General features: G+C 68.9%; 21 protein-coding genes. 1 reads left to right on the top strand and 20 read right to left on the bottom strand.

What is annotated here, in order from left to right; all coding sequences use genetic code 11:
* Positions 1–12 precede the first annotated feature (12 nt).
* The 11 genes from ACSDQ9_RS06700 to ACSDQ9_RS06650 form a co-directional block, all read right to left on the bottom strand.
* A complete protein-coding gene (locus tag ACSDQ9_RS06700) occupies positions 13–1,092 on the bottom strand; it encodes an IS30 family transposase (protein ID WP_435143774.1) in 1,080 nt (359 codons plus the stop codon).
* Between the two features lie 285 nt (positions 1,093–1,377).
* Positions 1,378–2,382: a LacI family DNA-binding transcriptional regulator gene (locus ACSDQ9_RS06695; protein WP_435145245.1), complete on the bottom strand. Its 1,005-nt coding sequence runs from the start codon at positions 2,380–2,382 to the stop codon at positions 1,378–1,380.
* Positions 2,383–2,413: 31 nt separating this feature from the next.
* Positions 2,414–3,586 (bottom strand): Gfo/Idh/MocA family protein, encoded by a 1,173-nt coding sequence (locus ACSDQ9_RS06690; protein WP_435145242.1) that lies wholly within the window; start codon positions 3,584–3,586, stop codon positions 2,414–2,416.
* 14 nt (positions 3,587–3,600) lie between these two features.
* Complete coding sequence (locus tag ACSDQ9_RS06685) at positions 3,601–5,451, bottom strand: glycoside hydrolase family 35 protein (protein WP_435145239.1); 1,851 nt, start codon at positions 5,449–5,451, stop codon at positions 3,601–3,603.
* Positions 5,448–6,662 carry an ABC transporter ATP-binding protein gene (locus tag ACSDQ9_RS06680; protein WP_435145237.1) on the bottom strand — a complete coding sequence of 405 codons (1,215 nt, stop codon included), beginning with the start codon at positions 6,660–6,662 and terminating at the stop codon, positions 5,448–5,450. The genes ACSDQ9_RS06685 and ACSDQ9_RS06680 overlap by 4 nt, the downstream gene beginning before the upstream one ends.
* Positions 6,659–7,672, bottom strand: coding sequence for an ABC transporter ATP-binding protein (locus tag ACSDQ9_RS06675; RefSeq protein WP_435145235.1), 1,014 nt, complete (start codon positions 7,670–7,672; stop codon positions 6,659–6,661). Before ACSDQ9_RS06675 ends, ACSDQ9_RS06680 begins: the two co-directional genes overlap by 4 nt.
* 119 nt (positions 7,673–7,791) lie before the next feature.
* A complete protein-coding gene (locus ACSDQ9_RS06670; RefSeq protein ID WP_435145233.1) occupies positions 7,792–9,507 on the bottom strand; it encodes an ABC transporter substrate-binding protein in 1,716 nt (571 codons plus the stop codon).
* A 29-nt stretch (positions 9,508–9,536) separates the two neighbouring features.
* Entirely contained in the window at positions 9,537–10,466 is a 930-nt protein-coding gene (locus tag ACSDQ9_RS06665) for an ABC transporter permease (protein WP_435145231.1), read from the bottom strand.
* 10 nt (positions 10,467–10,476) lie between these two features.
* Positions 10,477–11,601 (bottom strand): ABC transporter permease, encoded by a 1,125-nt coding sequence (locus tag ACSDQ9_RS06660; RefSeq protein ID WP_435145227.1) that lies wholly within the window; start codon positions 11,599–11,601, stop codon positions 10,477–10,479.
* Positions 11,602–11,774: 173 nt separating this feature from the next.
* Positions 11,775–12,389, bottom strand: coding sequence for a hypothetical protein (locus ACSDQ9_RS06655; RefSeq protein WP_435145225.1), 615 nt, complete (start codon positions 12,387–12,389; stop codon positions 11,775–11,777).
* Entirely contained in the window at positions 12,386–13,618 is a 1,233-nt protein-coding gene (locus ACSDQ9_RS06650; protein ID WP_435145223.1) for a glycosyltransferase, read from the bottom strand. The genes ACSDQ9_RS06655 and ACSDQ9_RS06650 overlap by 4 nt, the downstream gene beginning before the upstream one ends.
* 70 nt (positions 13,619–13,688) lie before the next feature.
* On the opposite strand from ACSDQ9_RS06650, the gene ACSDQ9_RS06645 reads away from it, so the two are divergent.
* Entirely contained in the window at positions 13,689–16,379 is a 2,691-nt protein-coding gene (locus ACSDQ9_RS06645) for an FtsX-like permease family protein (protein WP_435145221.1), read from the top strand.
* 155 nt (positions 16,380–16,534) lie between these two features.
* Here ACSDQ9_RS06645 and rplQ read toward each other — a convergent pair whose 3' ends face one another.
* The 9 genes from rplQ to ACSDQ9_RS06600 all read right to left on the bottom strand — a co-directional run bounded on the left by rplQ (position 16,535) and on the right by ACSDQ9_RS06600 (position 22,910).
* Positions 16,535–17,239: a 50S ribosomal protein L17, sunset domain variant gene (rplQ, locus tag ACSDQ9_RS06640; protein WP_435145218.1), complete on the bottom strand. Its 705-nt coding sequence runs from the start codon at positions 17,237–17,239 to the stop codon at positions 16,535–16,537.
* 62 nt (positions 17,240–17,301) lie between these two features.
* A complete protein-coding gene (locus tag ACSDQ9_RS06635; protein ID WP_435145215.1) occupies positions 17,302–18,330 on the bottom strand; it encodes a DNA-directed RNA polymerase subunit alpha in 1,029 nt (342 codons plus the stop codon).
* A 214-nt stretch (positions 18,331–18,544) separates the two neighbouring features.
* Positions 18,545–19,150, bottom strand: a complete 606-nt coding sequence (gene rpsD / locus ACSDQ9_RS06630) for a 30S ribosomal protein S4 (RefSeq protein ID WP_435145212.1) — start codon at positions 19,148–19,150, stop codon at positions 18,545–18,547.
* 28 nt (positions 19,151–19,178) lie between these two features.
* The gene (gene rpsK, locus ACSDQ9_RS06625; RefSeq protein ID WP_435145210.1) at positions 19,179–19,592 is read right to left on the bottom strand and encodes a 30S ribosomal protein S11; all 414 of its coding nucleotides are present in this window, start codon (positions 19,590–19,592) and stop codon (positions 19,179–19,181) included.
* Between the two features lie 55 nt (positions 19,593–19,647).
* The gene (gene rpsM / locus ACSDQ9_RS06620) at positions 19,648–20,022 is read right to left on the bottom strand and encodes a 30S ribosomal protein S13 (protein ID WP_435145207.1); all 375 of its coding nucleotides are present in this window, start codon (positions 20,020–20,022) and stop codon (positions 19,648–19,650) included.
* 323 nt (positions 20,023–20,345) lie between these two features.
* Complete coding sequence (gene rpmJ, locus ACSDQ9_RS06615; protein ID WP_002514836.1) at positions 20,346–20,459, bottom strand: 50S ribosomal protein L36; 114 nt, start codon at positions 20,457–20,459, stop codon at positions 20,346–20,348.
* Positions 20,460–20,496: 37 nt separating this feature from the next.
* Positions 20,497–20,718 carry a translation initiation factor IF-1 gene (gene infA, locus ACSDQ9_RS06610; protein WP_435145201.1) on the bottom strand — a complete coding sequence of 74 codons (222 nt, stop codon included), beginning with the start codon at positions 20,716–20,718 and terminating at the stop codon, positions 20,497–20,499.
* Positions 20,719–20,838: 120 nt separating this feature from the next.
* Positions 20,839–21,816: an aldo/keto reductase gene (locus ACSDQ9_RS06605; RefSeq protein WP_435145198.1), complete on the bottom strand. Its 978-nt coding sequence runs from the start codon at positions 21,814–21,816 to the stop codon at positions 20,839–20,841.
* Between the two features lie 71 nt (positions 21,817–21,887).
* Positions 21,888–22,910 carry a neutral zinc metallopeptidase gene (locus tag ACSDQ9_RS06600; protein WP_435145196.1) on the bottom strand — a complete coding sequence of 341 codons (1,023 nt, stop codon included), beginning with the start codon at positions 22,908–22,910 and terminating at the stop codon, positions 21,888–21,890.
* Between the last annotated feature and the right edge of the window lie 326 nt (positions 22,911–23,236).

The raw sequence follows: 23,236 nt of genomic DNA, 5'->3' as shown, positions 1-23,236 counted from the left end.
TCCTGGGTGGTCTCAATCGGTCAGTGCAACGGTGAGTAGTTGTTGCAGTTTCTCACGTGGGGTGAGGGCGTTGAGAGTTTCGCGGGGTCGGTCGTTGAGGAGGTTCTGGACGTGGAGGATCTCGGCGTCGGTGATCTGGGCGAAGTCGGTGGGTTTTGGCCAGAAGTCGCGGATCAGGCCGTTGGTGTTCTCGTTGCTGCCTCGTTGCCACGGGCTGTGGGGGTCGCAGAAGTAGACCTGGGTGTGGGTGGCGAGGCTGAACGTGGGGTGCTCGGCCATCTCGGATCCTTGGTCCCAGGTGAGTGACTTCATCTGCATCTGCGCTGGCAGGGTGGCGGCCATGGCGATCAACGCGTCGACAACGGTGGTGCTGTCGTGTTGGTCGGGCAGCCGATGGAGCAGGACGAACCGTGAGGCGCGTTCGACCAAGGTGATGATGGCGGTCTGGTTGCGTGCTCCGAGGACCAAGTCACCCTCCCAGTGGCCCGGGATCGCTCGATCGGCTGCCTCGGCCGGTCGTGTGGAGATGTGATGACCCTGCAGCCATGGTCGTCCCGTCCGGGGCGGTAGCTTCGAGTGGGGGATGCGGTGGGTCCGTCCGGATCGCAGTGCCTTGTCGATCCTCAGTTCCTCGCGCAGGGAACCCCTGCCCTGGACGTAGAGGGCCTGGTAGATCGTCTCGTGGCTCACGGAACCATCTTTGCCATGCTGCGCCGCCAGACGGATCGACACCTGCCGGGGCGACCAGTGAGAGTTCAACCCCTCGACGACCCGTTGCCGCAGCACGGGATCGTCCAACCTTGACCGTTTCGGACGTCCCCGACGGCCCGCGGCCGCGGTCTCGGCAGCCTCAGCCCGATACCCGGTCGGTGTCGAGTTGCGGGCGATCTCTCGGCTGACCGTCGACGCCGACACCCCCAGCTGGCCGGCGATGCGCCGTAACGACCACCGCTGGACCAACCCGACATGGATCAACGTCCGATCCGCCAACGACAACCGGGCCCCGTGTGACGGCGCCGGGTGCGGCAGCACCGGCCGTACAACCTCGACCTCAACAACCAGACCGCCATGACGACCACGCTTCAGATCCATGCCAGCAGCATGCAACCAACCAGCAGCCGTCCCCGCGCTCACACCCACCTGATCCGCGGCCCTCTGCGCCGAGTACCCCGACGCGCCGAGTACCCCGACGCCGCCAACCACAGCACCCACTCCCGCATCCACCCCGGGTAACCCGGATTCCCACGACGCATGCAACACCTCCGAACAACGTGTTGCACTGACACCCTGACTCCACCCTGGGAGTCGCACGTTTCCTTGGGAGTCTGCGGTTGGCCGACGCGATCAACGGCGGGGGCGGAGGGTGGGGGCGGAGCCTTACTCGATCAGCGGATCGCGGGTCGTCAGGCCTGGCTGGAACTCCCAGGCGAGGTCGAGCAGGCGCCAGGGCAGGTCGTCCGGGGTCATCAGGGCACGATCGATCACCATCGCGGCCATCCGGTTGAAGCTGTCGTCCGGGGCGTAGTGGCTCACCGGGCCGAACAGCGAACTCGCGGGCGGCACGTCGCCGAGCGCGATGATCTCGAGGTCATCGGGCACCGCGATGCCCAACCGCATCGCCGCGGCCTGCACCGAGATCGCCAGGTAACCCATCTGGGCGATCACCGCCGTCGGACGACGCTGCCCCTGCAACCAGTCCCCCGCCGAGGCGAGCCCGTCCGCCAGGGTCGGCGCCAGCAGCAGGCACTCCGCAGGGTCGTCACCCGCGGCCAGGGCCACCTCCTGGAAGATGTCCGATCGTCCGCGCACCCCGGGCAACGGCTCCCAGCCGACGAAGTGCACCCGGTCGTGCCGGGAGCGCAACCGCTCGTAGGCGAGCCCCACGGCGTGAACCGCGGTCGAGCGAATGACGTCGAAGCCTTCCGGCTCGAACTCGCCGGAGTGGACCACCATCCGCTGCCCCTGCCGGGCCAACTCGAGCAGTTGCTGTCGTCCGGGCCCGTACTCGGCACCGGTCACCAGCGAGCAGTCGAACTGGTGCCCCTGCAGCAGCGCGTGCCAGGAATCGTCCACCAACACCAGCGTGCTGAGCCCGCGCGCGACCCCGTGCTGCGAGACCACGTGCGCCAGCTCACCCACCCACGGGTCGCGGGCATCACCCAGCGCCAGCGCCAGCGAATCGGTGCGCCCCGTGCGCATCGCGCGGGCATGCGCGTTGGGGGCGTACCCCAACTCGCGCGCGGCCCGGGTCACCCGGGCGGCGGTCGCCTCCGAGGCGGCGCGCTGACCATCCTTGCGCCCGCTCAGCACGAACGACGCGGTCGTGGGCGACACCCCCGCGGCGGCAGCCACCTGCTGCAGGGTGACGCGTTCGCTCCTCATCCCCGGAACCTGGGGTTGCACCCCGTCACGATCAGACCTGACCACCATCGAAGTATGCGCGCACGTCGTCGGCGAGCGCGGGAACCGGCAACATCGCCCCGCCGGTGCGGATCGACTCCGCACCGGTGCAGCCCGTCGCCACGGCCTCGCGGGCCGCCACGGCCGACACTTCGGTCGCGCCGCCGTCCTTGGCGAACCGGAGGAACTCGGCCACCAGGTTGGGATCGGCACCGGCGTGGGTGCCTTCCCCTCGGCTGATCACCTCGACGACATCGGGACGCATGGCCCCCGACCGCCGCGAGTTCCACAGGTGGATCTGCTCGCCGCCGCCGTCGCCCATGTTCTCCAGACGACCGGCGTCGCCGATGATCGTGTAGTTGCGCCAGTAGTCGGGGGTGAAGTGGCACTGCTCGTAGCTGGCCAGCACCCCGTTGTCGAGCCGCATGTGCAGCATCGAGATGTCTTCGACGTCGACCACCGGGTTGAGGTCGGTCTGGGTCGTCGGCGGGAACACGTCGGCGTCGTACCAGTCCCACATGCGCTTGTCGGTGTTGTCGCGCCGCGAGGTGATGTCGCCGTAGATCATCAGATCGCCGATGCCCGACACGGCGCGGGTGTACCCGCCAGCGAGGTGGTGCATCACGTCGATGTCGTGGGCACCCTTCTGCAGCAGCAGGCTGGTGACGTTGGCGCGGTCGGCGTGCCAGTCCTTGAAGTAGAAGTCGCCGCCGGTGCCGACGAAGTGCCGCGTCCAGATGGCCTTCACGTTGCCGATGGCGCCGTCGTCGATCAGCCGCTTCAGCTGGGTGACCACCGGCATGTGCCGCATGTTGTGCCCCACGTAGAGCCGGGTGCGCTTCTCGCGGGCCAGCGCCAGCATGCGGTCGCACTGCTCAATGGTGATGCCCATCGGCTTCTCGCAGAACGTCGGCCAGCCCTGCTCCAGGGTGAACATGGCGTTCTCGAAGTGCACGTTGTCGGGGGTGAAGATCATCGCCGCATCGATGTCATCGCGGCCGACGAGTTCGTCCGTCGAACGCAGGTAGGTGACGTCGTCGCCGTAGAACTTCCGGGCGTCGTCCTGCCCACGGTCGGTGGGCTCGACGATCACGCTGACGCGCGAGCCCTCCCCCGGCTTGTGGGTCAGTTTCGCGAGGCTGGCACGCATGCCGTAGCCGATGACCGCGATCCGCAGGTCGCTCACAGTTTGATGTCCTTTCAGAGACGGGGTTCGTCGACCAGTGCGACGGTGGCCGGGGCCGGTTCGCGGGGTTCCAGGTCGAGCAGGGTGACAGTGTTGGTGCCCGGACGAAGCAACGGTGCGGGCAGGTAGAGGGTCTGCTGGGGTCCGCGCTCGTCGAAGCGACCCACGCAGAAGCCGTTGATCCAGACCACGCCACGCCCGAGGGCGGAGACGTCGAGGTGGGTGTCGGCCACGTGGTCGAGCTCGATCGTGGCGGTGGCGACCCGCGGGCCGCCACCAGCGAGAGCCTCGTCGCCGGCAGCTTCGTCGGGGGCCGGGTCAGTGCCCACCGCCGCGAACGCTTCGCCCATGTCTTCCAGCGGCCACTGCGTGACCTCCCAGTCGTTGAGGAAGCGCGGCGACAGCCAGACCCCGCGCAGAATCCCCTTGCGATCGGGCTGCTGCGGGCCGAAGTTCACGCGGCCCTCGGAGTACACCAGAATCTCAAGGTCGACCTCGCGCCGGTTCGAGCCTGCACCAGCCCCTTCACCAGGCCCCGACGGCAGCAGCACCTCCTGCGTGTCGTCATTGCGGTAGGTGGTGCCGACGAGGGCACCGTCGCAGAAGACCCAGGCGCGGTCGTGCAGCCCAAGCAGTGACAGCTTCGGCGGCCAGTCCGACAGCTGTGTGCGGCGGCGCAGCAGCATCGCCCCGCGCTCGAGACCGACATCTTCGAAGGCCGGCGGATGCGGGTGACGCGAGACGGCGCAGCCCTCTCCCTGCCACAGGGGCGAGCCGACCACGGGGCGCCAGTCGAGCGCGATCTCCCGCTCGTCGAGCACAGCCATCTCGGGCAGCTGAGCCAGGGCCTCGTCCGCGGCGGTCAGGTCGAGGTACTTGCCGATCACCTCGCGGAAGGCGTGGAACTTGTCGGTCAGGCGACCGTCCTCGGCGATGGCCGAGTCGTAGTCGTAGCTGGTGACGGTGGGTTGCAGCCCGGCATCACCGAACGAGGAGGTGTGGTTGGCCCCCGCCCACAGCCCGAGGTTGGTGCCGCCGTGACCCATGTAGAAGTTCACCGACATGCCGGCCGCCAGCATCGTGTCGAGTTCGGCGGCGGCCGAGGCGGCGTCGCGGGTGTGGTGCTCCTCGCCCCAGTGGTCGAACCAGCCGTTCCAGAACTCCATGCACATCAACGGCTGGTCGGGCAGTTCGGTGCGGCACATCTCGATCACCTCATTGGCGCGCGAACCGAAGTTCACCGTCGCCAGCACGCCGTCGATGGTGCCGCCCGACAGCCAGGCGTGACCCGGACCATCGGAGGTGACCAGCAGTTCGTCGACGCCGCGGGCGATCAGCCCGTCACGCAGGTGCTCGAGGTAGGCCCGGTCGTCGCCGAAGGAGCCGTACTCGTTCTCGACCTGCACCATCACCACGTTGCCGCCGCGGCTGGCCTGATGGGCCGCGATGCGGGGAATCAGCTCATCGAACCACCGGTCGACGTGCGCCAGGTAGGCGGGGTCGTTGACCCGCAGCCGCAGGTTGCGGTCGGCCAGCAGCCACCCCGGGAAGCCTCCGGCCTCCCACTCGGCGCAGATGTAGGGCCCGGGGCGCACGATCGCGTCGAGCCCGAGGTCGGCGGCGATCTCGAGAAAGCGCTCCAGGTCACGCCCGCCGGTGAAGTCGACAACGTCGGACGAGGGCGCGTGCCAGTTCCAGGCCACGTAGGTCTCGACGGTGTTGCAGCCCATCGCCTTCAGGCGCAGCAGGCGGTCGCGCCACAGCTCGGGCAGCACCCGGAAGTAGTGCACGGCGCCCGAGACGATCAGGTGCGGCTGGCCAGCACGCAGGAATCCGGTGGGCGTGGGCTGCAGAAGGGCGGTCACGGCTGGGGTCCTCCGAACTGGCTGGTGGTCTCTGACTCGGTGACGACGACCTCGTTCTCGGCTGCCTGGGCGGTCTCGGCCTGGGCGGCGCGCACGGCGTCGGTGTTCTCGAGGGTCTCCTCGAGGCTCGCCTCGACGGCCTCGACGGGGATGCCAAACTGAATGTTCTCCTGCCGCAACTGCTCGGCACCGCCCACCGTGTGCAGGTGGCAGCGGGCCCAGTGGCCGGGCGAGATCTCGGTGCGTTCGGGCTTGTCAGTGGTGCAGATCTGCATCGCGAACGGGCAGCGCGGATTGAACCGGCAACCCGCCGGGGGCTCGATCAGCGACGGCGGCTCGCCGAGGTCACCCACCTCGTCGAACAGCGATCCCTGGTCGGCGTCGATGCCCCGGTCGGGGTTGGGTGAGGAGTCGAGCAGCAGCCGGGTGTAGGGGTGCTGCGGGGTGTGGATCACCGACTCCGAGGGCCCGCCCTCGACCATCTCACCGGCGTACATCACGTTGATGCGGTCGGCGATGTAGCGGGCCGACGCGATGTCGTGGGTGATGTAGAGCAGGGCGACACCGTCGGTGTCTCGCAGCTTGGTCAACAGGTTCAGCACGTCGAGACGAATCGAGACGTCGAGCATCGAGATCGGCTCGTCGCCGAGCATCACGCTGGGCTCGACCGCCAGTGCGCGCGCGATCACGATGCGCTGCCGCTGCCCGCCCGACAACTCGTGCGGGTACTTGTCGATGTACTGCTCGGCCGGGGTCAACGCCACCTTGTCGAGCAGTTCGAGCACCTTGGCCTCGACCTGCTTCTTGCCCAGCTTGGGGCTGTGGATCTTCACCGCCCGCGACAGAATGTGGCGAATCGACTTCAGCGAGTTCAGCGACGCGAAGGGGTCCTGGAAGAGCAGCTGCACCTGGGCGTAGTAGTCCTTCGCGGCCGCGCCCGAGACCTTGGTCATCGGCTGGCCGTGCAGCAGGATCTCGCCCTCGGTCACCGGGTAGTACAGGCTCAGCATGCGGGCGACGGTGGTCTTGCCCGAACCCGACTCCCCCACCATGGCGACGATCTCGCCGCGGTGCAGTTGCAGGTCGACGCCCTCGACGGCCCGCACGACGCGAATGCCCTCCTTGGAGCGCACCTCGAAGTGCTTGGTGACGTTGCGGGCCTCGAGCACGACCTGCTGGCTGTCGGGGTCGGTGACGGTACGACTGGTCACGAGTGCGCTCCTTCGATCTCGGGCTGGTTGCGCAGGCAGGCCGCCTGCACCGTGCCCACCTCGATGAGTTCCGGACGAACCTCGCGGCACACCGGCATGGCCACGGGGCAGCGGGCCGCGAAGGCGCAGCCGTCGGGCAGGTTCATCAGGTCGGGGGCGGTGCCGGGAATGCCGGTCATCTGCTTCAGCGGGGCGTACAACGGCGGGAACGAGTCACGCAGGGCGCCGGTGTAGGGGTGCTTGGGGTTGCGGTAGAGCTCGTTCGCGGCGCCGATCTCGACGATCTTGCCGGCGTACATGATCGCCAGCCGGTCGGAGAGTTCCAGCAGCAGCGACAGGTCGTGGGTCACGAAGATGATGGCGAACCCGAGCTTGCGCTGCAGGCGCAGCACCTGCCCCATGATCGTGCGCTGCATCACCACGTCAACGGCGGTGGTGGGCTCGTCCATGATCACGAGTTCGGGGTCGCAGGCCAGCGCCAACGAGATCAGCGCGCGCTGGCGCATGCCACCCGACATCTCGTGCGGGTAGGAGTTCACGCGGTCGCGGGGAATGCCCGACATGGCCAGCAGGTCCTGGGCGCGCGTGAGGGCCTCGTCCTTGGTCATCTTCGGGTTGTGCAGTTGCAGCACGTCGCGGAACTGCTCGCCGAGCCGCTTCACGGGGTTGAGGGCGTCCATGGCCGACTGCATCACGATGGCCAGCTTGTCCCACCGAATCGAGCGCAGCTGCTGGTCGGTCTGGGGCACCAGGTCGGTGACGCTGCCGTCGGTGTGGTGGTAGATCACCTTGCCCTCGGCGGTCACGGCCGGCGGGCGCTGCAACCGCAGGATCGCGGTGGTGAGGGTCGACTTGCCCGAGCCGGACTCACCGGCCACGCCGAGGATCTCACCCCGGCGCAGGGTGAAGCTGGCGTCGTCGACGGCGCGCACGGCTCCCTTGAGGGTCAGGTAGTCGACGCTGAGGTTCTCGACCTCGAGCAGTACCTCTCCCAGTTCTCGTCGGCTCACGACTCTCCTCAGATGGCGTTTGGGTCCGGTGGCGTGTGGGTCAGATGGGGTTCCCCGCGGGAAGGGACGAGCCGGCAGCCGCAGGCTCGTCCCCTCCCGGGGTCGATCGGGTGATCAGCTCACTTGGTGGGCGTGAGTGCCTGCAGCAGCTTCCAGGTGTCGGCGGTGCCGTACACCAGCGGCACCGGCGCGTCGCCCTCGAGCTTGTCGGGCCACCCGGTCCAGTTCTTGCCGCTGGCCTCGATGAAGTTGGCACCGGGGTTCACGGGGCCGATGTAGCACTTGTCGACGACCAGCTGCTGCATCTGGTAGCCGAGCTCCTTCAGCTTGTCGGCATCGGTCTCGGCCTTGGCCTGCGCGAGCAGCTTGTCGAGCTCAGGATCCTTGACGCGGCCCGCGTTGGCGGTGGCTTCCTCACCCACCGCCACGGCGCTGGCCGAGTCGAGGTCGGCGTAGATGTTGGCCATGTGGGTACCACCGGCCACCCAGCTCATGCCGAAGTCGAACTCACCCTTGTTGTACTGCTCCCAGATCTGGGCGTCAGGCACGCGCAGCACCTTGCAGTCGATGCCCAGCACCGACTTCAGCTGGTCCTTGACGCCATCGCCCCAGGTCGACCAGTTGGTGTAGTCGGCGACCACCTTGTAGCTGATCGGGTAGGACTTGCCGTCCTTGGTGAGGTTGCCGCCCACGACGGTCCAGCCGGCGTCGGCCAGGGTCTTCTTGGCTCCCTCGGTGTCGGCCTTGTGCGGCTCGGTCAGCTCGGGCTTGACCTGGTCGCCCCACACCTGCGGATCGAGACCCGTCGGGCTGATCGAGGGCAGGCCGATGTCGTACAGCGAGTGCAGCTTGTCGGTGTCGATGGCCGCGTAGACGGCCTTGCGCACGGCCACGTCGTTGAACGGAGCCTTGCCGCAGTTGAAGATGAAGCCCTCGGACGAGTTGGCGTACACCGTCCAGTACTTGTTGCCCTCGCCCTGCTTGACGAAGGTCTCCTCGGGGTTCTGCAGCGACAGGGTGGCGATGTCGATCTTGCCCTGCAGCATCAGGTTCTTGCCGACGTCGGCCGAGCCGTACGTCACCCAGTTGACCTTCTTGACGTGCGGGATCTTGCCGTTGAAGTGGTCGTCACGCACCGCGAAGGTGACCTGCTGGGGCGTGAACCGCTCGAGGGTGAGCGGGGTCGAGGTGACCGGCTTGTCGGCATTGGTCCAGGTCGCCAGGTTCTGCTTCTCGTAGACGTGCTTCGGCTTCGGACGCACGGCACCGACGGCGCGGTCGCCCTCGATGTCGGCCTTGTCCTCGGGCCAGCTGAACTCGACGGTGAGGTCGTCCACCTTCTTGGCGGTGAACGGGTAGGTCTGGGCGTTGGCCTTCTGCTTCTCGGCCTGCGCCGGCATGTCCACCACGGTGTAGACGACGTCGTCTGCCGTGACGGGCTGGCCGTCCGACCACTTCGCATCGGAGCGCAGCTTGATCGACATGGTGCGCTTGGCGCGGTCGAACTCGAAGCTCTCGGCGAGCCAAGGCTTCAGCTCGTTGCCGTTGATGCGGTCGGTCCACAGCAGGGTCTCGTAGAGGAAGCCGGTGCCGATGACACCCTCGGCCGGCGAGCTCGGCGAGAAGTTGTTGACGAACGACGGACGAGGCCCGAAGCAGTTCAGGTTGAGGGTGTTGATGGTGTACTGCTTGTCACCCGCGCCGCCCTTCGACCCGCTGGTCGTGGACGAGGCATCGGTGGTCTTGTCGAAGCTGCACGAGGCGAGGACTCCGGTGCCGGCAACAGCAGCTGCTGCCAGGAACAGGGACCGGCGTGCGAGACGCATGTCAGCCATGATGGGTTTCCTTCCGGGGGAATGATGGGTCAGGCGTTGACCCGGGCGGCACGCCGCTGGGCCTTGATGAAGCGATTCACCGCGCGGGAGTTGCCCGTGCGGAGCTTCGGATTGGTGACCTCGTCGAGGCCGAAATTGACCAGCGCGGCGGCGGTGCCGATGAACGCAATGGCCAAACCTGGGGTGAGGAACCACCACCACCAACCGAGGGTGAGCGCACCCTGGCTCTGGGCATTGGTGATCATGGTTCCCCAGCTGATGACGCCTCCGGTGGAGACGCCGAGGAAGTTCAGACCGGCCTCGGCGAGGATGCCGGCCATGATGGCGCGCAGGAACGTGGCCGAGACGATGCCCAGCAGGTGCGGGAAGACCTCCGAGAAGATCATCCGCATGCGCGACTCACCGAGCAGTTTGGTGGCCATCGCCCAGTCGCGCCCGCGCAGCGTCAGCGTCTGGGCGCGCAGGTAACGGGCCATGCCCGGCCACTCGAAGATGCCGATCAGGAAGGCCATCAGTGCCCAGCCCATGGCATTGCTGCCCGGGCCGCCGGCGGCCGAGATGTAGCCGGCCGCGATCAGCGTCAGCGCGAACGACGGCATCGTCATGAACACATTGGTGACGCCGTTCATCACGGTGTCGTACATGCCGCCGAAGAAGCCGGACGAGACGCCGATGAACGCGCCCAGGGCGATGGCCAGCACGGCCGACAGGGTGCCGACCGCCATCGAACCGCGGGCGCCAGAGATCAGCTGCGCCAGCACGTCCTGCCCCGAGATGGTGGTGCCCAACAGGTGGCCACCGACACCGGGCGGGGTGTGCAGCGAGTCGTAGTCGACCTCGAGCGGGCCGTAGCCGACCAGCTTGATCAGCAGGTCGCCGAAGACGGCGACCACCACGAACAGGCCGAAGATGCCCAGCCCCCACTGCACGCGCCGGTTCTTGAGGAATCCTTCGAACATCGGTTGCTCCTCAGTTGGTGTCGGCGACCCGCGGGTCGAGCAGGACGTAGATGGAGTCGGCCACGAAGTTGGCCACGATCGCGCAGGCGGTGAGCATCAGCAGCACCGTCTGCATGGTCGGGAAGTCGTGCTGGCTGATGGCGTTCTGCAGCAGGAAGCCCATGCCCGGGTAGGTGAACACGGCCTCGATCAGCACCGTGCCGCCGATCACGCCGCCGATCGCCATCGCCAGGCCGGTGACGTTGGGCAGCAGGGCGTTGCGGGCGGCGTAGCGGGTGAGCACCGTCGACTCGCGCAGGCCCTTGGCGCGGGCCAGCAGCACGTAGTCCTCGGTGACGGTGGCCACCATCACGTTGCGCATCGAGAACAGCCAGCCGTTGAACCCGATGAAGATCAGGGCGAACATCGGCAGCGCCCCGTAGAAGATCACCGACATCACGAACCAGAAGTTGCCCAGGGAGTAGGGAACATTCGGGTCGTAGCCACCCGAGACGGGGAACCACTCGAGCTTGATGGCGAAGATCCACAGGAGCACCAGACCCAGCCAGAACCCGGGGAAGGCGTGGAAGAACGTGGTCACGGGGGCGAAGATCGAGTCGAACGTGTTGCCCGGCTTCCAGCCCATCAGGGCGCCGAGGGCGGTGCCGATCAGCCACGCGATGATGGTGGTGGCACCCACCAAGAAGACCGTCCACGGCAGGGCCTGCAGGATCAGCTCCGAGACCGGGGTCGGGTAGCTGGTGGTCGAGACGCCGAAGTCGAAGTGCACCACGCCCGACCAGTAGTCGAGGTACTGGCCCAGGATGTTCTTCTGCGGGTCACCGTAGATGCGTCGCACGGCGGCGATCTCGTCCAGCGACGGGGCTCGTCCGGTGTTGAACTGAATGCGGCGCAGCACCGCCTCGGCCGGGTCGCCCGGCATGAAGCGCGGGATCACGAAGTTCAGCGTGACCGCGGCCCAGGCCACAACCAGGTAGGCACCGACGCGTCGCAGGAAGAAGCGGGCACGGCCGGCTCCCAGAGGCCCCGGCAGGTGCACCCGACTCGAACTGCGAGGGGCCAGGGGCGCCTCCGCCACGATGGTGCGGGGTCCGCTGCCCAGGTGGGTCGTGGGTTCGACGACCGTCTGCGCCATCCTTCACCGCCTTGTGATCTCTCGCTCGCGGGTGCGAGCGATGTAAATGGATTCACCAGACGTTAAATCGATTCACAGTGGAAGGTCAAGCGCGTCTCACGCAGAGCAGGGTCAAGCGCTCACGACGAGCGCGCGAAATGTCGAGCGAGCGAAAGGGTGCCGACGGGGCCGGCTCAGGCCAGCTCGCCGAAGGGCCGGTACATCCAGCCGGGCACCTCGTCACCGAGCACCAGCTGCCGCCAGACCTGCACCACCACGAACGGGGCGAGCCCGGCGGTCACCGCGGGGATCGTCCACGGGTGCACCTCGCGCACCTCAGTGAGCGGGGTGAACGCCACCCGGCCCGCCCGATTGCCCTCGGTCATGGCGCAGACGTCGCGCTGCTCGCCGGCGATCGTGACCCGCGCCCAGAGGTGGCCCGCGTGCCACCAGGGGTGTCGTCCGAAACGCACCCGCGCGGCGTGCACCAGCTCGACCTCGAACCCCAGCGCGGTGAGCACCTGCGCGAGCACGCGGTTCACCTGCACCGACGAGCCCCGCCCGTGGGCCAGCGAGGTGGCCGGCGACTCCCACAGGTGCCAGGCCGAGTAGTGGTCGTAGGCGCCGTGCACCAGGTCGTTCGCCCGGTCGACCAGCTCCCACCCTTCGAGCCCGGACGATCGCGCCTCGCGCACCAGGTCATCAGCGGTGGCGCCGGTGCCTTCGGGAGCGGGCGCGAGCGCCACCATCGGAGCGGCGGCGGCCGCCGTGAGCACCAGCCCCAGTCGTGCTGCGGTCGTGAACGTCATCGGTCCCAGTCCCCCCTGCTCTCGTGATCCCTGCTGTCGTGGTGCCAGCGGTCGTGGTCATGGCTGTCGCTGATCGTCGGTTGCTGCCCCGCCAGCCACGCCGCGCGGCTGGCGGGTTCGGCGAGGTGATGGTGCAGCGCGAGCATCCGCTCGACCGACGACCGCCAGGTGTACTGCTCGGCCCGCTGCCGGGTCGTGCGCCGTAGGTCGTCCGACAGTCGTGGGACGAGGCGCTCGACGGCATCGGCGATGCCGCGCGGATCGGGTGCCCCCGACTCCCCCGACGTCACGTCGACCAGCTCGTGGGCGCCGCCGCGGGTGGCGGTGACCACCGGGGTACCGCAGGCCATCGCCTCGAGCACCGCGAGGCCGAACGTCTCGGCGGGGCAGATCGACAGCGAGACGTCGTGCTCGGCGAACCTGCGGGCCACCTCGTCGCGCCCCTTCACGAAGCCGTGGAAGACGATGGGGGCGTCGGCCGCCAACTCCTTCAATTCCTCCAGGTGCGGGCCGACGCCGTACATGTCGAGGCGCACCCGATGCCCGCGGCGATGCAGTTCCTTGACCGCGTTGACCGCCAGGTGCGGGCTCTTCTCGCGGCTCATGCGGCCGACGTAGCACAGCTTGAGCACCCCGTCGTCGACGGGCCGTCCGACCGTGGGGTGGAAGGTCTCCAGGTCGACTCCCAGCGGCACGTGCCACAGCCGGGCGCCGGTGTTCTCGAACTCGGCGGCCGCGTACTGGCTGGTGGTGACCACCGCGTCGAAGGTCTTGGAGAGTTGCCGGTTCAGGCCACCGACCGCCGATTCGACGCCGAACTGGCGGCGCAGCCACATGCCGAGCATGTCGTCGAGGCGTTCGTGGCTGAACAGGATCGAGCCGATGCCGCGGCGGCGGGCCCAGCGGGCGGCCGGCGACAGCGTCCACTTGTCGCTGACCTCGATGGTGGTCGGACGGAAGCGGTCGAGCACGTCGAGCGCGCGCCAGGGTCGGGCGATCATGCGGTAGTCCCGCGAGATGCGGGGGGCGCGCACCCGCACGACGACGCCGTCCTCGTCCTCCTCGGTCGAGTCGACCTCCCCCGGAATCACCAGGATGCGCTCGTGGCCGGCCGCGACGTAGCCCCGGCCGAGCTGGTTGATGGCGACCTTCATGCCACCCGAGACGGGGCCCACGAAGTTGGCGAGCTGGGCGATGCGGAGTCGTCCACCGGGAGGGTCTGCGGGCACCCCAGCAGCCTAGCCGGGGCCCGGGTACGGGCGCGCGCCGCGGCAGAACCTCGGCGTGAGAGGCTGAGGCATGTCCTCCACGACCGCCCGCCCCGCGCGCCGCACCTGGTTGTCGTGGCGTCTGGCCCGCGAAGAGCTGCGGCTTCGTCCGGCCAGGTTCCTGGCCACCCTGCTGGCCACCACCATCGCGCTCGCCTTCCTGGTCGCCAGCCAGGTGAACCTCGCCACCGAGTCGCACTCGGTGAAGCAGCGCAGCGCCGTCTGGGCCAGCCGCGCCGACGTGGTGGTGGCGACCCATCTGTGGACGAACCGGCGCGCCCTCAGCGACCGCGACACCGCGCTGACCGCCGCCGAGAAGGTGCTGGCCGCCGACCCCGCCGTGACCGCCGTCGCCCGCTTCAGTCAAGTGCGCTCGCTGGTCACCCACGACGCGCGCGGCGCCGACCTGATGCTCACCACCAGCGTGGACGACCCCTCCCTGCAGTGGGCGCCACCCGAACAGGGCCGCACCCCGGCCGCCCCCGACGAGGTGATGCTCACCCGCCAGACCGCGGACGACCTGGGCGCCCGCCTCGGCGACACCGTGCAGTTGAGCCGACTCTCGGGTGGGTCGTTGACGGTGGTCGGCATCACCGAGGGAGGGCAGTACACGCGCACCCCGGCCTACGTGACGCAGTCGTTCTTCGCCCGCAACGACATCGCCCTGGTGCCCCCGATTCCCGGCGCCATCCCCCGGCCCGAGAAGGCGGCCGAGCAGACGCCCGGGTCGTCCGGGCAGGGCATCGGCATCGACCTGCTGGTCAGCACGAGCGACCCCGACGGCACCGTCGCGCGCGTGCAGACGGCGCTGAGCGACATCGGCATTCTCAAGACGGTCGCCCAGCCGCGGTTGGCCACCGAGGTCGTCGACGAGGCGGCGGCCACCTCGGCGGGCGGGCTGGCCTGGCTGCCGTGGGTGGTCACCGGCGCCGCGGTGCTGGCCCTGGCGGTGGGGGCGCTCACCATCACCTCGACCTACCGCATGCTGCTCACGGCCCGACGCCGCCAGATCGCGCTGCTGCGCGCGGTGGGTGCCCACCGCGGGCAGGCCGCCTCGTGGATGGTGCAGGAGGCCGGGCTGCTGTGGGCGATGAGCGCGCTGGTCGCGGTGCCGGTCGGCATCGGTGGCGGCTGGCTGGCCTCGGCCCTCAGCCCCGGCACGCTCACCTTCGGGCTGGTGGTGCCGTGGCCGCGGATCGGGCTGGCGCTGCTGGCCGCGCTCGCGGTCAGCCTGGCGGCCGCCGCTGGCCCGGCCTGGTCGGCCTCGCGGGTCGCCCCGCTCGAGGCGCTCAGCCACGTCGCCCTGCCACCCACGCACGCGGCCCAGCGGCGCGCGACCTGCGTGTCGCTCGGGCTGGCAGTGGTCGGGGTCGCGCTGCTGGCGTGCGGGGTGTGGCTGCCCGGGTGGGCCAAGGAGCAGGGCGCCCTGTGGTGGACGATCGCCGGTGCCGCCGTGCTCGCCGCTGCCAGCCTGCTCGGCATGCGGGTGGTCGGCCCCTGGGCGGCTCGCCTCGTGGGGCGGGTGGCCCGTCGTCCGGTGCCGGTGGTGGCCGCGGCCAATGTCAGCCGCAACCCGTCGCGCACCGGTGGCGCCATCGTGGCGATGCTGGTGCCGCTGCTGGTGTTCGCGGGCCTGCTCGCCGGTGCCAGCGTCGGACGATCGGGCGCGCACGCCCGGCTCGACCAGCTCTATCCCGTCGACCTCAGCCTGGCGTCGGCCAAGCTCGACCCCGAGCCCTCCGACCCGGTCAACGGCGGCGTCGACACCGGGGCCAAGGATTCCGACGGCCTCTATCTGGGGTTCGGCCCCGGGGCGTTGAACGAGGTCACCGCCACCCCCGGGGTGGTCGACGCGGCCATGTTCCGCACCACCCAACCGATCACGATGATCGCCCACCCGGGGCTGTTCAGCGTGCTGCCCGTCGCCGAGATCACCCCCGAGGCCGCCCGGCTGGCCACGGGTGACGCCAGCCTGGCCGAGGGCGAGATCGGCCTGCCGAGCAATGAGATGCGCGACCTCAGGCTGAACCCGGGCGACCCCATCGAACTGGTGCCGCTGTTCGGCAACCCCGCCACCCTGCGCGTGGTGGAGCGCAATCTCGGCCCCGAGGTCGCGGCGGTGGCGCCCGCCACCTTCGCGAAACTGGGGCTGGCCTCGAAGGACGGGCTGATGCTGGTGCGGCTGGATGCCTCGGCGGCCACCGACACCGGCCTCGTCGAACGCATCATGGCCCGGCTGCTGCCCGACAACCCCGCCCTGGGCGCCACCGGCAGCGTGCAGGAGAAGGCGCTGGTCAACGACCGCATCGACGCCGTCGTGCGGCTGGTGACGGCCCTGCTGGGCATCGTCGCCGTGGTCGGGGTGGTGTCGGTGGCCAACACGCTGGGGCTGGCGGTGCTGGAGCGCACGCGCGAGTCGGCGCTGCTGCGGGCCCTGGGCACCAGTCGGGCCGGGCTGCGCACGATGGTGCTGGTCGAGGCACTGCTGATGGCCGTGGTCGCGGTGGCCGTGGCCGTGGTGCTGGGTTCGGGCCTGGGCTGGCTGGGCGCCGAGGCCCTGCTGGGACGGCTCGACTTCCCGCGGGGAGGCTTCGGCACCTCGTGGCCGGCGCTGGCGGCTGGTGCGGTGGCGACCGTGGTCGCCGCAGCGGTGGCCTCGGTGGTTCCCGGGGCGATCGCCGCCCGAGCGACCCCGGTGGAGGCCCTCGCCGACCACGGTTGATCGCCGGGAGTGGTCAAACCGCAGCAGCTGAGGGCGATCGATCCCTGGTGCGGATCGCTGGGCCTGAGCTGCTGCGGTTTGACCACATCGCTGCTGACACACGACGAACGCCCGCCCCCCGAAGGGGACGGGCGTTCGTCAGGTGAATCGGAGGCTCAGGCCTCGTCGTCCTTGGGCTGCACGGCGTTCACGAAACCGGCGGCCTCGGCAGCCTCGGTCGAGTTGAACCAGACCTCGGCGATGGTGCGGTCGTACCAGGGCGACTCGGGGGTGTGGAACTTCATCGAGTCCTCATTGCCCTTGATGTCGAAGCCCTCGGGGGCCTCGGCACCGCGGAACGAACCCTCGCCGTACTCCTTGCCCTCGGTGCCGGTCTCCTCAGCGGGGGCGGCCTCCTCAGCGGGGGCAGCCTCCTCGGCGGGAGCGGCGTCGACGTCGGCCAGGGCCTTGATCTCGGCCTTGGCGTCCTCGGCCTTCGCGGGGGTGGCGCTCTTCTTGGCGACGGGCTCGGTCACGAGCTCGAGCAGCGCCATCGGAGCGTTGTCACCCTTGCGGGGGCCGATCTTGGTGATGCGGGTGTAACCACCCTCACGCCCCTCGAGCTGGGGAGCGATCTCGTGGAACAGGATGTCGACGACCGACTTGTCGGTGACGACGGTCAGCACCTGACGGCGGTTGTGCAGGTCGCCGCGCTTGGCCTTGCTGATCAGCTTCTCGGCCAGCGGACGAACGCGCTTGGCCTTCGTCTCGGTGGTGGTGATGCGGCCGTGCTCGAACAGCTGGCTGGCCAGGTTGGCCAGGATGATCCGCTCGTGCGCCGGCGAGCCGCCGATGCGGGGACCCTTGGTGGGCTTGGGCATTGTTCAAATCTCCAGAGGTGTTGCCCCCAGGCCGTGCGCCGGCCGGGAGGGAGGGGTGCGGATCAGTACTGCTCGGTCTCGGTGTAATCGGTGTCGTCGTCGGAGTAGCCGTCCTCGTCGTACGCCGAGACGGCGGCCATCGGGTCGAAGCCCGGGGCCGAATCCTTCAGCGCCAGACCGAGCTCGGCCAGCTTCTGCTTGACCTCGTCGATCGACTTCGAACCGAAGTTGCGGATGTCCAACAGATCCTGCTCGGAACGGCTCAGCAGCTCGCCGACGGTGTGGATGCCGTCACGCTTGAGGCAGTTGTACGAACGCTGCGACAGGTTCAGGTCCTCGACCGGCAGGGCGAGGTCCTGGGCCAGCTGCTCGTCGACCGGCGACGGGCCGATCTCGATGCCCTCGGCGTCGACGTTCAGCTCGCGGGCGAGACCGAACAGCTCCACCAGGGTGCGACCGGCCGAAGCGACGGCGTCACGAGGAGCCATCGACGGCTTGGTCTCGACGTCGACGATCAGCTTGTCGAAGTCGGTGCGCTGCTCGACACGGGTGGCCTCGACCTTGTAGGTGACCTTGAGCACCGGCGAGTAGATCGAGTCGACCGGAATGCGGCCGATCTCGGCGTCGGGGTTCTTGTTGAGCACGCTCGACACGTAGCCGCGGCCGCGCTCGACCTCGAGCTCCATCTCGATCTTGCCGTTCTCGTTCAGAGTGGCGATGTGCAGCTCGGGGTTGTGCACCTCGACACCGGCCGGGGCCTGGATGTCACCAGCGGTGACGGCGCCCGCGCCGGACTTGTTGAGGTACATGGTCACCGGCTCGTCCTCCTCGGACGACAGCACCAGACCCTTGAGGTTCAGGATGATCTCGGTGACGTCCTCGACCACCCCGTCCAGGGTGGAGAACTCGTGCTGGTTGCCCTCGATCTTGATGCTGGTCACGGCCGCGCCCGGAATGGACGACAGCAGGGTGCGACGCAGCGAGTTGCCGAGGGTGTAGCCGAAGCCGGGCTCCAGCGGCTCGATGACGAAGCGCGAACGATGGGTGTCCACGACCTCTTCCGACAGGGTCGGACGCTGAGCGATGAGCATGGTGTTCCTTTCCGCATCGACCACCATTTGACGATGCGAGCAAAGATCCGCCCCTCGCTGGGGCGGGGTACTGAACCGCACGCGCATGGACGCGTGTGGGGTGCGGGCCCACCCACCCGGTGACCGGGCAGGGGGCCTGCGGGGGCGGGGCCGGCGGTCGTCCGCCTGTCAACGTTCTCGACAGATCGGACGAGCCACCGGCCTCGCCGTCAAGTCACTTCGAGTAGAGCTCGACGATCATCTGCTCCTGCACGTCGACCGTGATCTGGTCGCGGGTGGGGAGCTGGTGCACGAGGATGCGCATGCGGTTGGGGCGCACGGTGAGCCAGGCCGGAACCTCGCGCTCGCCGTGGGTCTCACGGGCGATCACGAGGGGGGTCAGGTTCAGCGACTTCTCGCGGACGTCGATGATGTCGTGTGGGGTGATCCGGTACGATGGGATGTTCACCTTCTGGCCGTTCACGGTGAAGTGACCGTGCACGACGAGCTGGCGGGCCTGACGACGGGTCTGGGCGAAGCCGGCGCGGTAGATGACGTTGTCGAGACGCGACTCCAGGATCTGGAGCAGGATCTCACCGGTCTTGCCGGGGGTGTTGTCGGCTTCCTTGTAGTAGCGGCGGAACTGCTTCTCGAGAACGCCGTAGGCGTAGCGCGCCTTCTGCTTCTCACGCAGCTGCTGCGAGTACTCGGAATCCTTGGTGCGGCCGCGGCCGTGCACGCCGGGGGCGTAGGGGCGACGCTCGAAAGCCTTGTCATTGCCCACCAGGTCGGTGCCGTAACGACGAGACTTCTTGGTGATGGGGCCGGTGTAACGGGCCATGGTTCAAATCCTTTTCGTGAGTCTCGGGTCAGTTGCGACGGGGCTTGGGCGGACGGCAGCCGTTGTGGGCGACCGGGGTGACGTCGGAGATGGCTCCGACCTCGAGGCCCGCGGCGGCCAGCGAACGGATGGCGGTCTCGCGACCCGAACCCGGGCCCTTGACGAACACATCGACGCGCTTCATGCCGTGGTCCATGGCACGACGGGCGGCCGACTCAGCGGCCATCTGGGCGGCGAAGGGGGTCGACTTGCGCGAACCCTTGAAGCCGACGGTGCCGGCCGACGCCCACGAGATCACGGAACCAGCCGGATCGGTGATGGCGATGATCGTGTTGTTGAACGTGGACTTGATGTGGGCCTGTCCGGCGACCACATTCTTCTTTTCCTTGCGACGCACCTTGGTCTTGCCGGCAGCGGCGCTCTTGCGGCTTGCAGTAGCCATGAGTCTTGGTCTTCTCCTGAAGTCTTCGGGTGAGGATCAGCCAACGCGCTGGGCGTCAGCGGACCTTCTTCTTGCCGGCAACGGTCTTCTTCTTGCCCTTGCGGGTGCGAGCGTTGGTGCGGGTGCGCTGTCCACGCACGGGCAGCCCGGCGCGGTGACGACGGCCCTGGTAGTTGCCGATCTCGACCTTGCGGCGGATGTCGGCAGCCACCTCGCGGCGAAGGTCACCCTCCACCTCGTAGTTGGCCTCGATGTGGTCACGCAGAGCAACCAGGTGCTCGTCGGTGAGCTCGTGGACTCGCAGGTCACCGCTGATGCCGGTGGCTTCGAGGGTCTTCAGGGCGCGGGTGCGGCCGACGCCGAAGATGTAGGTCAGTGCGACCTCGAGGCGCTTCTCGCGCGGGAGGTCGACGCCAATGAGACGTGCCATGGTGGCAGTTCCTTTTTCCGTATCGGCCCCGACTCCCCCTGTTTCCCGCAGGGTTGGTCCCTCCCGAGGGAGGTGTGGAGTGCGGTTTGGTGTGGCCGCGAAGGTGTGTGCGTGCCGCGTCCCCTGATCACCTGGTCCGGGTTGGTCCGCCCGGGCTGGGTGCACCGCTCGGGCTGATGCCCGGTGCGATGGGGGCCCCGGCCTTCGTCCGGGGGTGGGACCGGAGCTAGTCCGGCCGTGCGTGCACGTTGTGGGTGTTGAGTTGTGTCAGGTGCGATCTGTCGAGGGTGAGCCTGCGGCCCACTCACGCGCAGACCAGGGGGTCAGCCCTGGCGCTGCTTGTGGCGCGGGTTGTCGCAGATCACCATCACGCGACCGTGCCGGCGAATCACCTTGCACTTGTCGCAGATCTTCTTGACGCTCGGCTGAACCTTCATCGAGCAACTTTCTGATCGAGCTGATGGGTGGTGTCGTTCACCTGTGGCGGAAGACGATGCGGCCGCGGGTCAGATCGTAAGGAGACAGCTCCACGACGACCCGGTCAGAGGGGAGGATGCGAATGTAGTGCTGCCGCATCTTGCCGCTGATGGTCGCGAGGACCTTGTGACCATTGGCCAACTCAACGCGAAACATCGCGTTGGGCAGGGCTTCGACCACGGTTCCCTCGAGTTCGAGGGCTCCTTCTTTCTTCGCCATTGCGTCCTAATCGGTTGGTGTGCCTCACAGCGAGGGCACGGGGGTACTGCCGGTCACAGGTGACCGACGCACCACTCTACGCCCCCACCGCACACTCCCCAAATCGGGGTCGGCGAGCGGTCAGACGCAGAAGAGGGCGTCGACCTCGGCGAGGAAGGCCGGGTCGAGTTGGCGGCGCCCGGCGGCGGCGTTGGCGCGCACCTGCTCGGGGGTGGTCGCGCCGGCGATCACCGAGGCGACCCCCTGCTGCGCGAGCAGCCAGCCGATGCTGGCCTCGACCATGGGCACGTCGGCCCGTTCGCAGAGGGCGCGGTAGCTCTCCAGTCGGTCCCAGTCGAGGCCTTCGAGAATCTCCGGACGAGCCGCCAGTCGCGACCCTTCCGGGGTGTGGTCGCGGCGGTACTTGCCCGACAGCGCCCCCGAGGCGAGCGGGAAGAAGGGCAGCAACCCCAGCCCGCATTCACGCATGGCCGGCAGGTCGTCCGCCTCGATGCCGCGTTCGAGCAGGGAGTACAGGTTCTGCGCGCTCACGAAGCGGGTGAGGCCGTGTTCGGTGGCGACGCGGTCGGCCTCGCGGATCATGGCTCCCGTGAACTGCGAGCTGCCGATGAAGCGCACCTTGCCGGCCGTGACCAGCTCGTGCAGGGCGGTGAGGGTCTCGAGGATCGGGGTCTCGGGGTCGGGGGTGTGCAGCTGGTAGACGTCGATCACGTCGACGCCGAGCCGCCGCAGGGAGGCGTCACAGGCGTTGCGGATGTAGGTGGCGCCACCCTTGGGCCCCCACCCCTCCGAGCCGGGAGCGCTGGCGTGCTGGTGGCCGAACTTGGTGGCGATCACCACCTGCTCGCGGCGGCCGCCGGTGAGCACCTGGCCGATCAGTTCCTCCGAGACACCGGCGTTGTAGATGTCGGCGGTGTCAATCAGGGTGATGCCCGCGTCGATGGCCGCCCCGATCACGGCGTCGGCGCCGGCGCGGGTGGCGGTGGCCGAGTTCGGGCGGCCGAAGTTGTTGCCGCCCAACCCGACGATGCTGACCTGCGGACCCTCGCCGGTGGGCGTGGAACCGAGCGGACGAGTGGCCAATCCCTGGGCTGTCATGGGGCCAGCCTAGTCACGCGGCAAGGCTGCCGGTCGGGTGCTGTCGGGTGCCGGTCGGGTGCCGGTCGGCGTCAGCTGACCCGGCTGGCGGGCACGGTCCAGGTGTTGCAGCCACCCACCAGCACCATCGAGAAGCCGCGCCTGCCCCAGTAGTCGTTCGAGGTGGTGCTGCCGTGCTGGGCGTCCTGCGGGGTGTGGCGCAGGGAGTAGGCGATCAGGTTGTAGTCCTGCCGGGTGAAACCCCACGCCGGCGTCGTCGCCAGAATGCGGGTGCTCACGCACAGCGCCTGCAGCTCGGTGCGCCGACTGGCCTCGTCGTCGTTCATGCCCGCCTGCACCACGCGGTAGCGCGCCTCGAGAATGCCGGTGGTGGCCTGCACGTGGTGGAAGAATTCGTGCACGATCGTCTCGGCCAACCGCAGCCGCCAGCCCTCGTTAGACTCCCGGGTGACCCTGGTGTGCACGTAGATGGTGCCCGTGCCGGCGCCGCAGTAGAACGAGACCTGGGAGTTGCGCACGTTGCCGCACTCGCTGTTCACGGTGCCGTTGAAGAAGGTGACGGCCGGGCGCTCGAGGGTGTGTCCGCTGTCGGCCACCGGCTTCGTCCAGCGGGCGAGTTCGCAATCGACCAGCTTGTTGGCCAGCGCGCGGAAGGCTGGCCCCGACGGGATCGGGTCGGGCAGGCGCGGGCAGGTCGCGGTCGGGATCTTCTGGGCGTTCAGCGGGCCCTGTTGCAGGAGCCAGCCCCACGAGTCGGTCGCGGTCGGCTTCGGCAGCGGCCCCCAGTCGACCCGGGGCACCGTGGCGGGTGGGGCGTTGGTGACCGCCGGCGGCGCGGGGGTTGGCTTGGCGCTGGGCTTGTTGGTGGTGGGCTTGCTGGTGGAGGGCTGGGTCGTGACGCTGGGTTGGGTCGTGGCGCTGGGCTGGGTGGCGGTCGGGGTCGGCGCGGTCGGGTTGGGCCCGGTCGGGGTGGGTGACTCGACGGCCACCGGTCCACCGAAGCCGGCGAGGTCGTCCTTCAGCCACCCCCAACCGACGAGCGCCAGGGCCACCACGACCACCAGGGCGAGCGTGTTCGACACAACGACCAGCACGGACGATGCCTCCGGCCTGCCGGCCGACCCACGGACGGGACGCGGCGCGGCGGGGGTGACGTGACCGGGCTGCTGGTACGGCCGGGGCGGTGGAGCCGACGACCACGACGAACCGCCGGGAGGAAAGGGATTCTGCCCCGGGGGCGGCGGCCACGTGGGCTCCTGAGGCCGGTTCGCCTGCCACGGGTTCGCCTGCGGCCGGTTCGCCTGCCACGGGTTCGCCTGCGGCCGGTTCGCCTGCGGCGGGCTCGACTGCCAGGGGTTCGACTGGGGCGCGGGCGCCTGCCAAGGAGGACGCTCCTGAGGGGGAGGCCACCCACCCTGCT

This window comes from Aestuariimicrobium soli (assembly GCF_051192575.1).
In the GTDB taxonomy this organism is placed as follows: domain Bacteria; phylum Actinomycetota; class Actinomycetes; order Propionibacteriales; family Propionibacteriaceae; genus Aestuariimicrobium; species Aestuariimicrobium soli.
The sequence above is the reverse complement of the archived record's forward strand: the minus strand, read 5'-3'. Positions and strand labels throughout refer to the sequence as shown.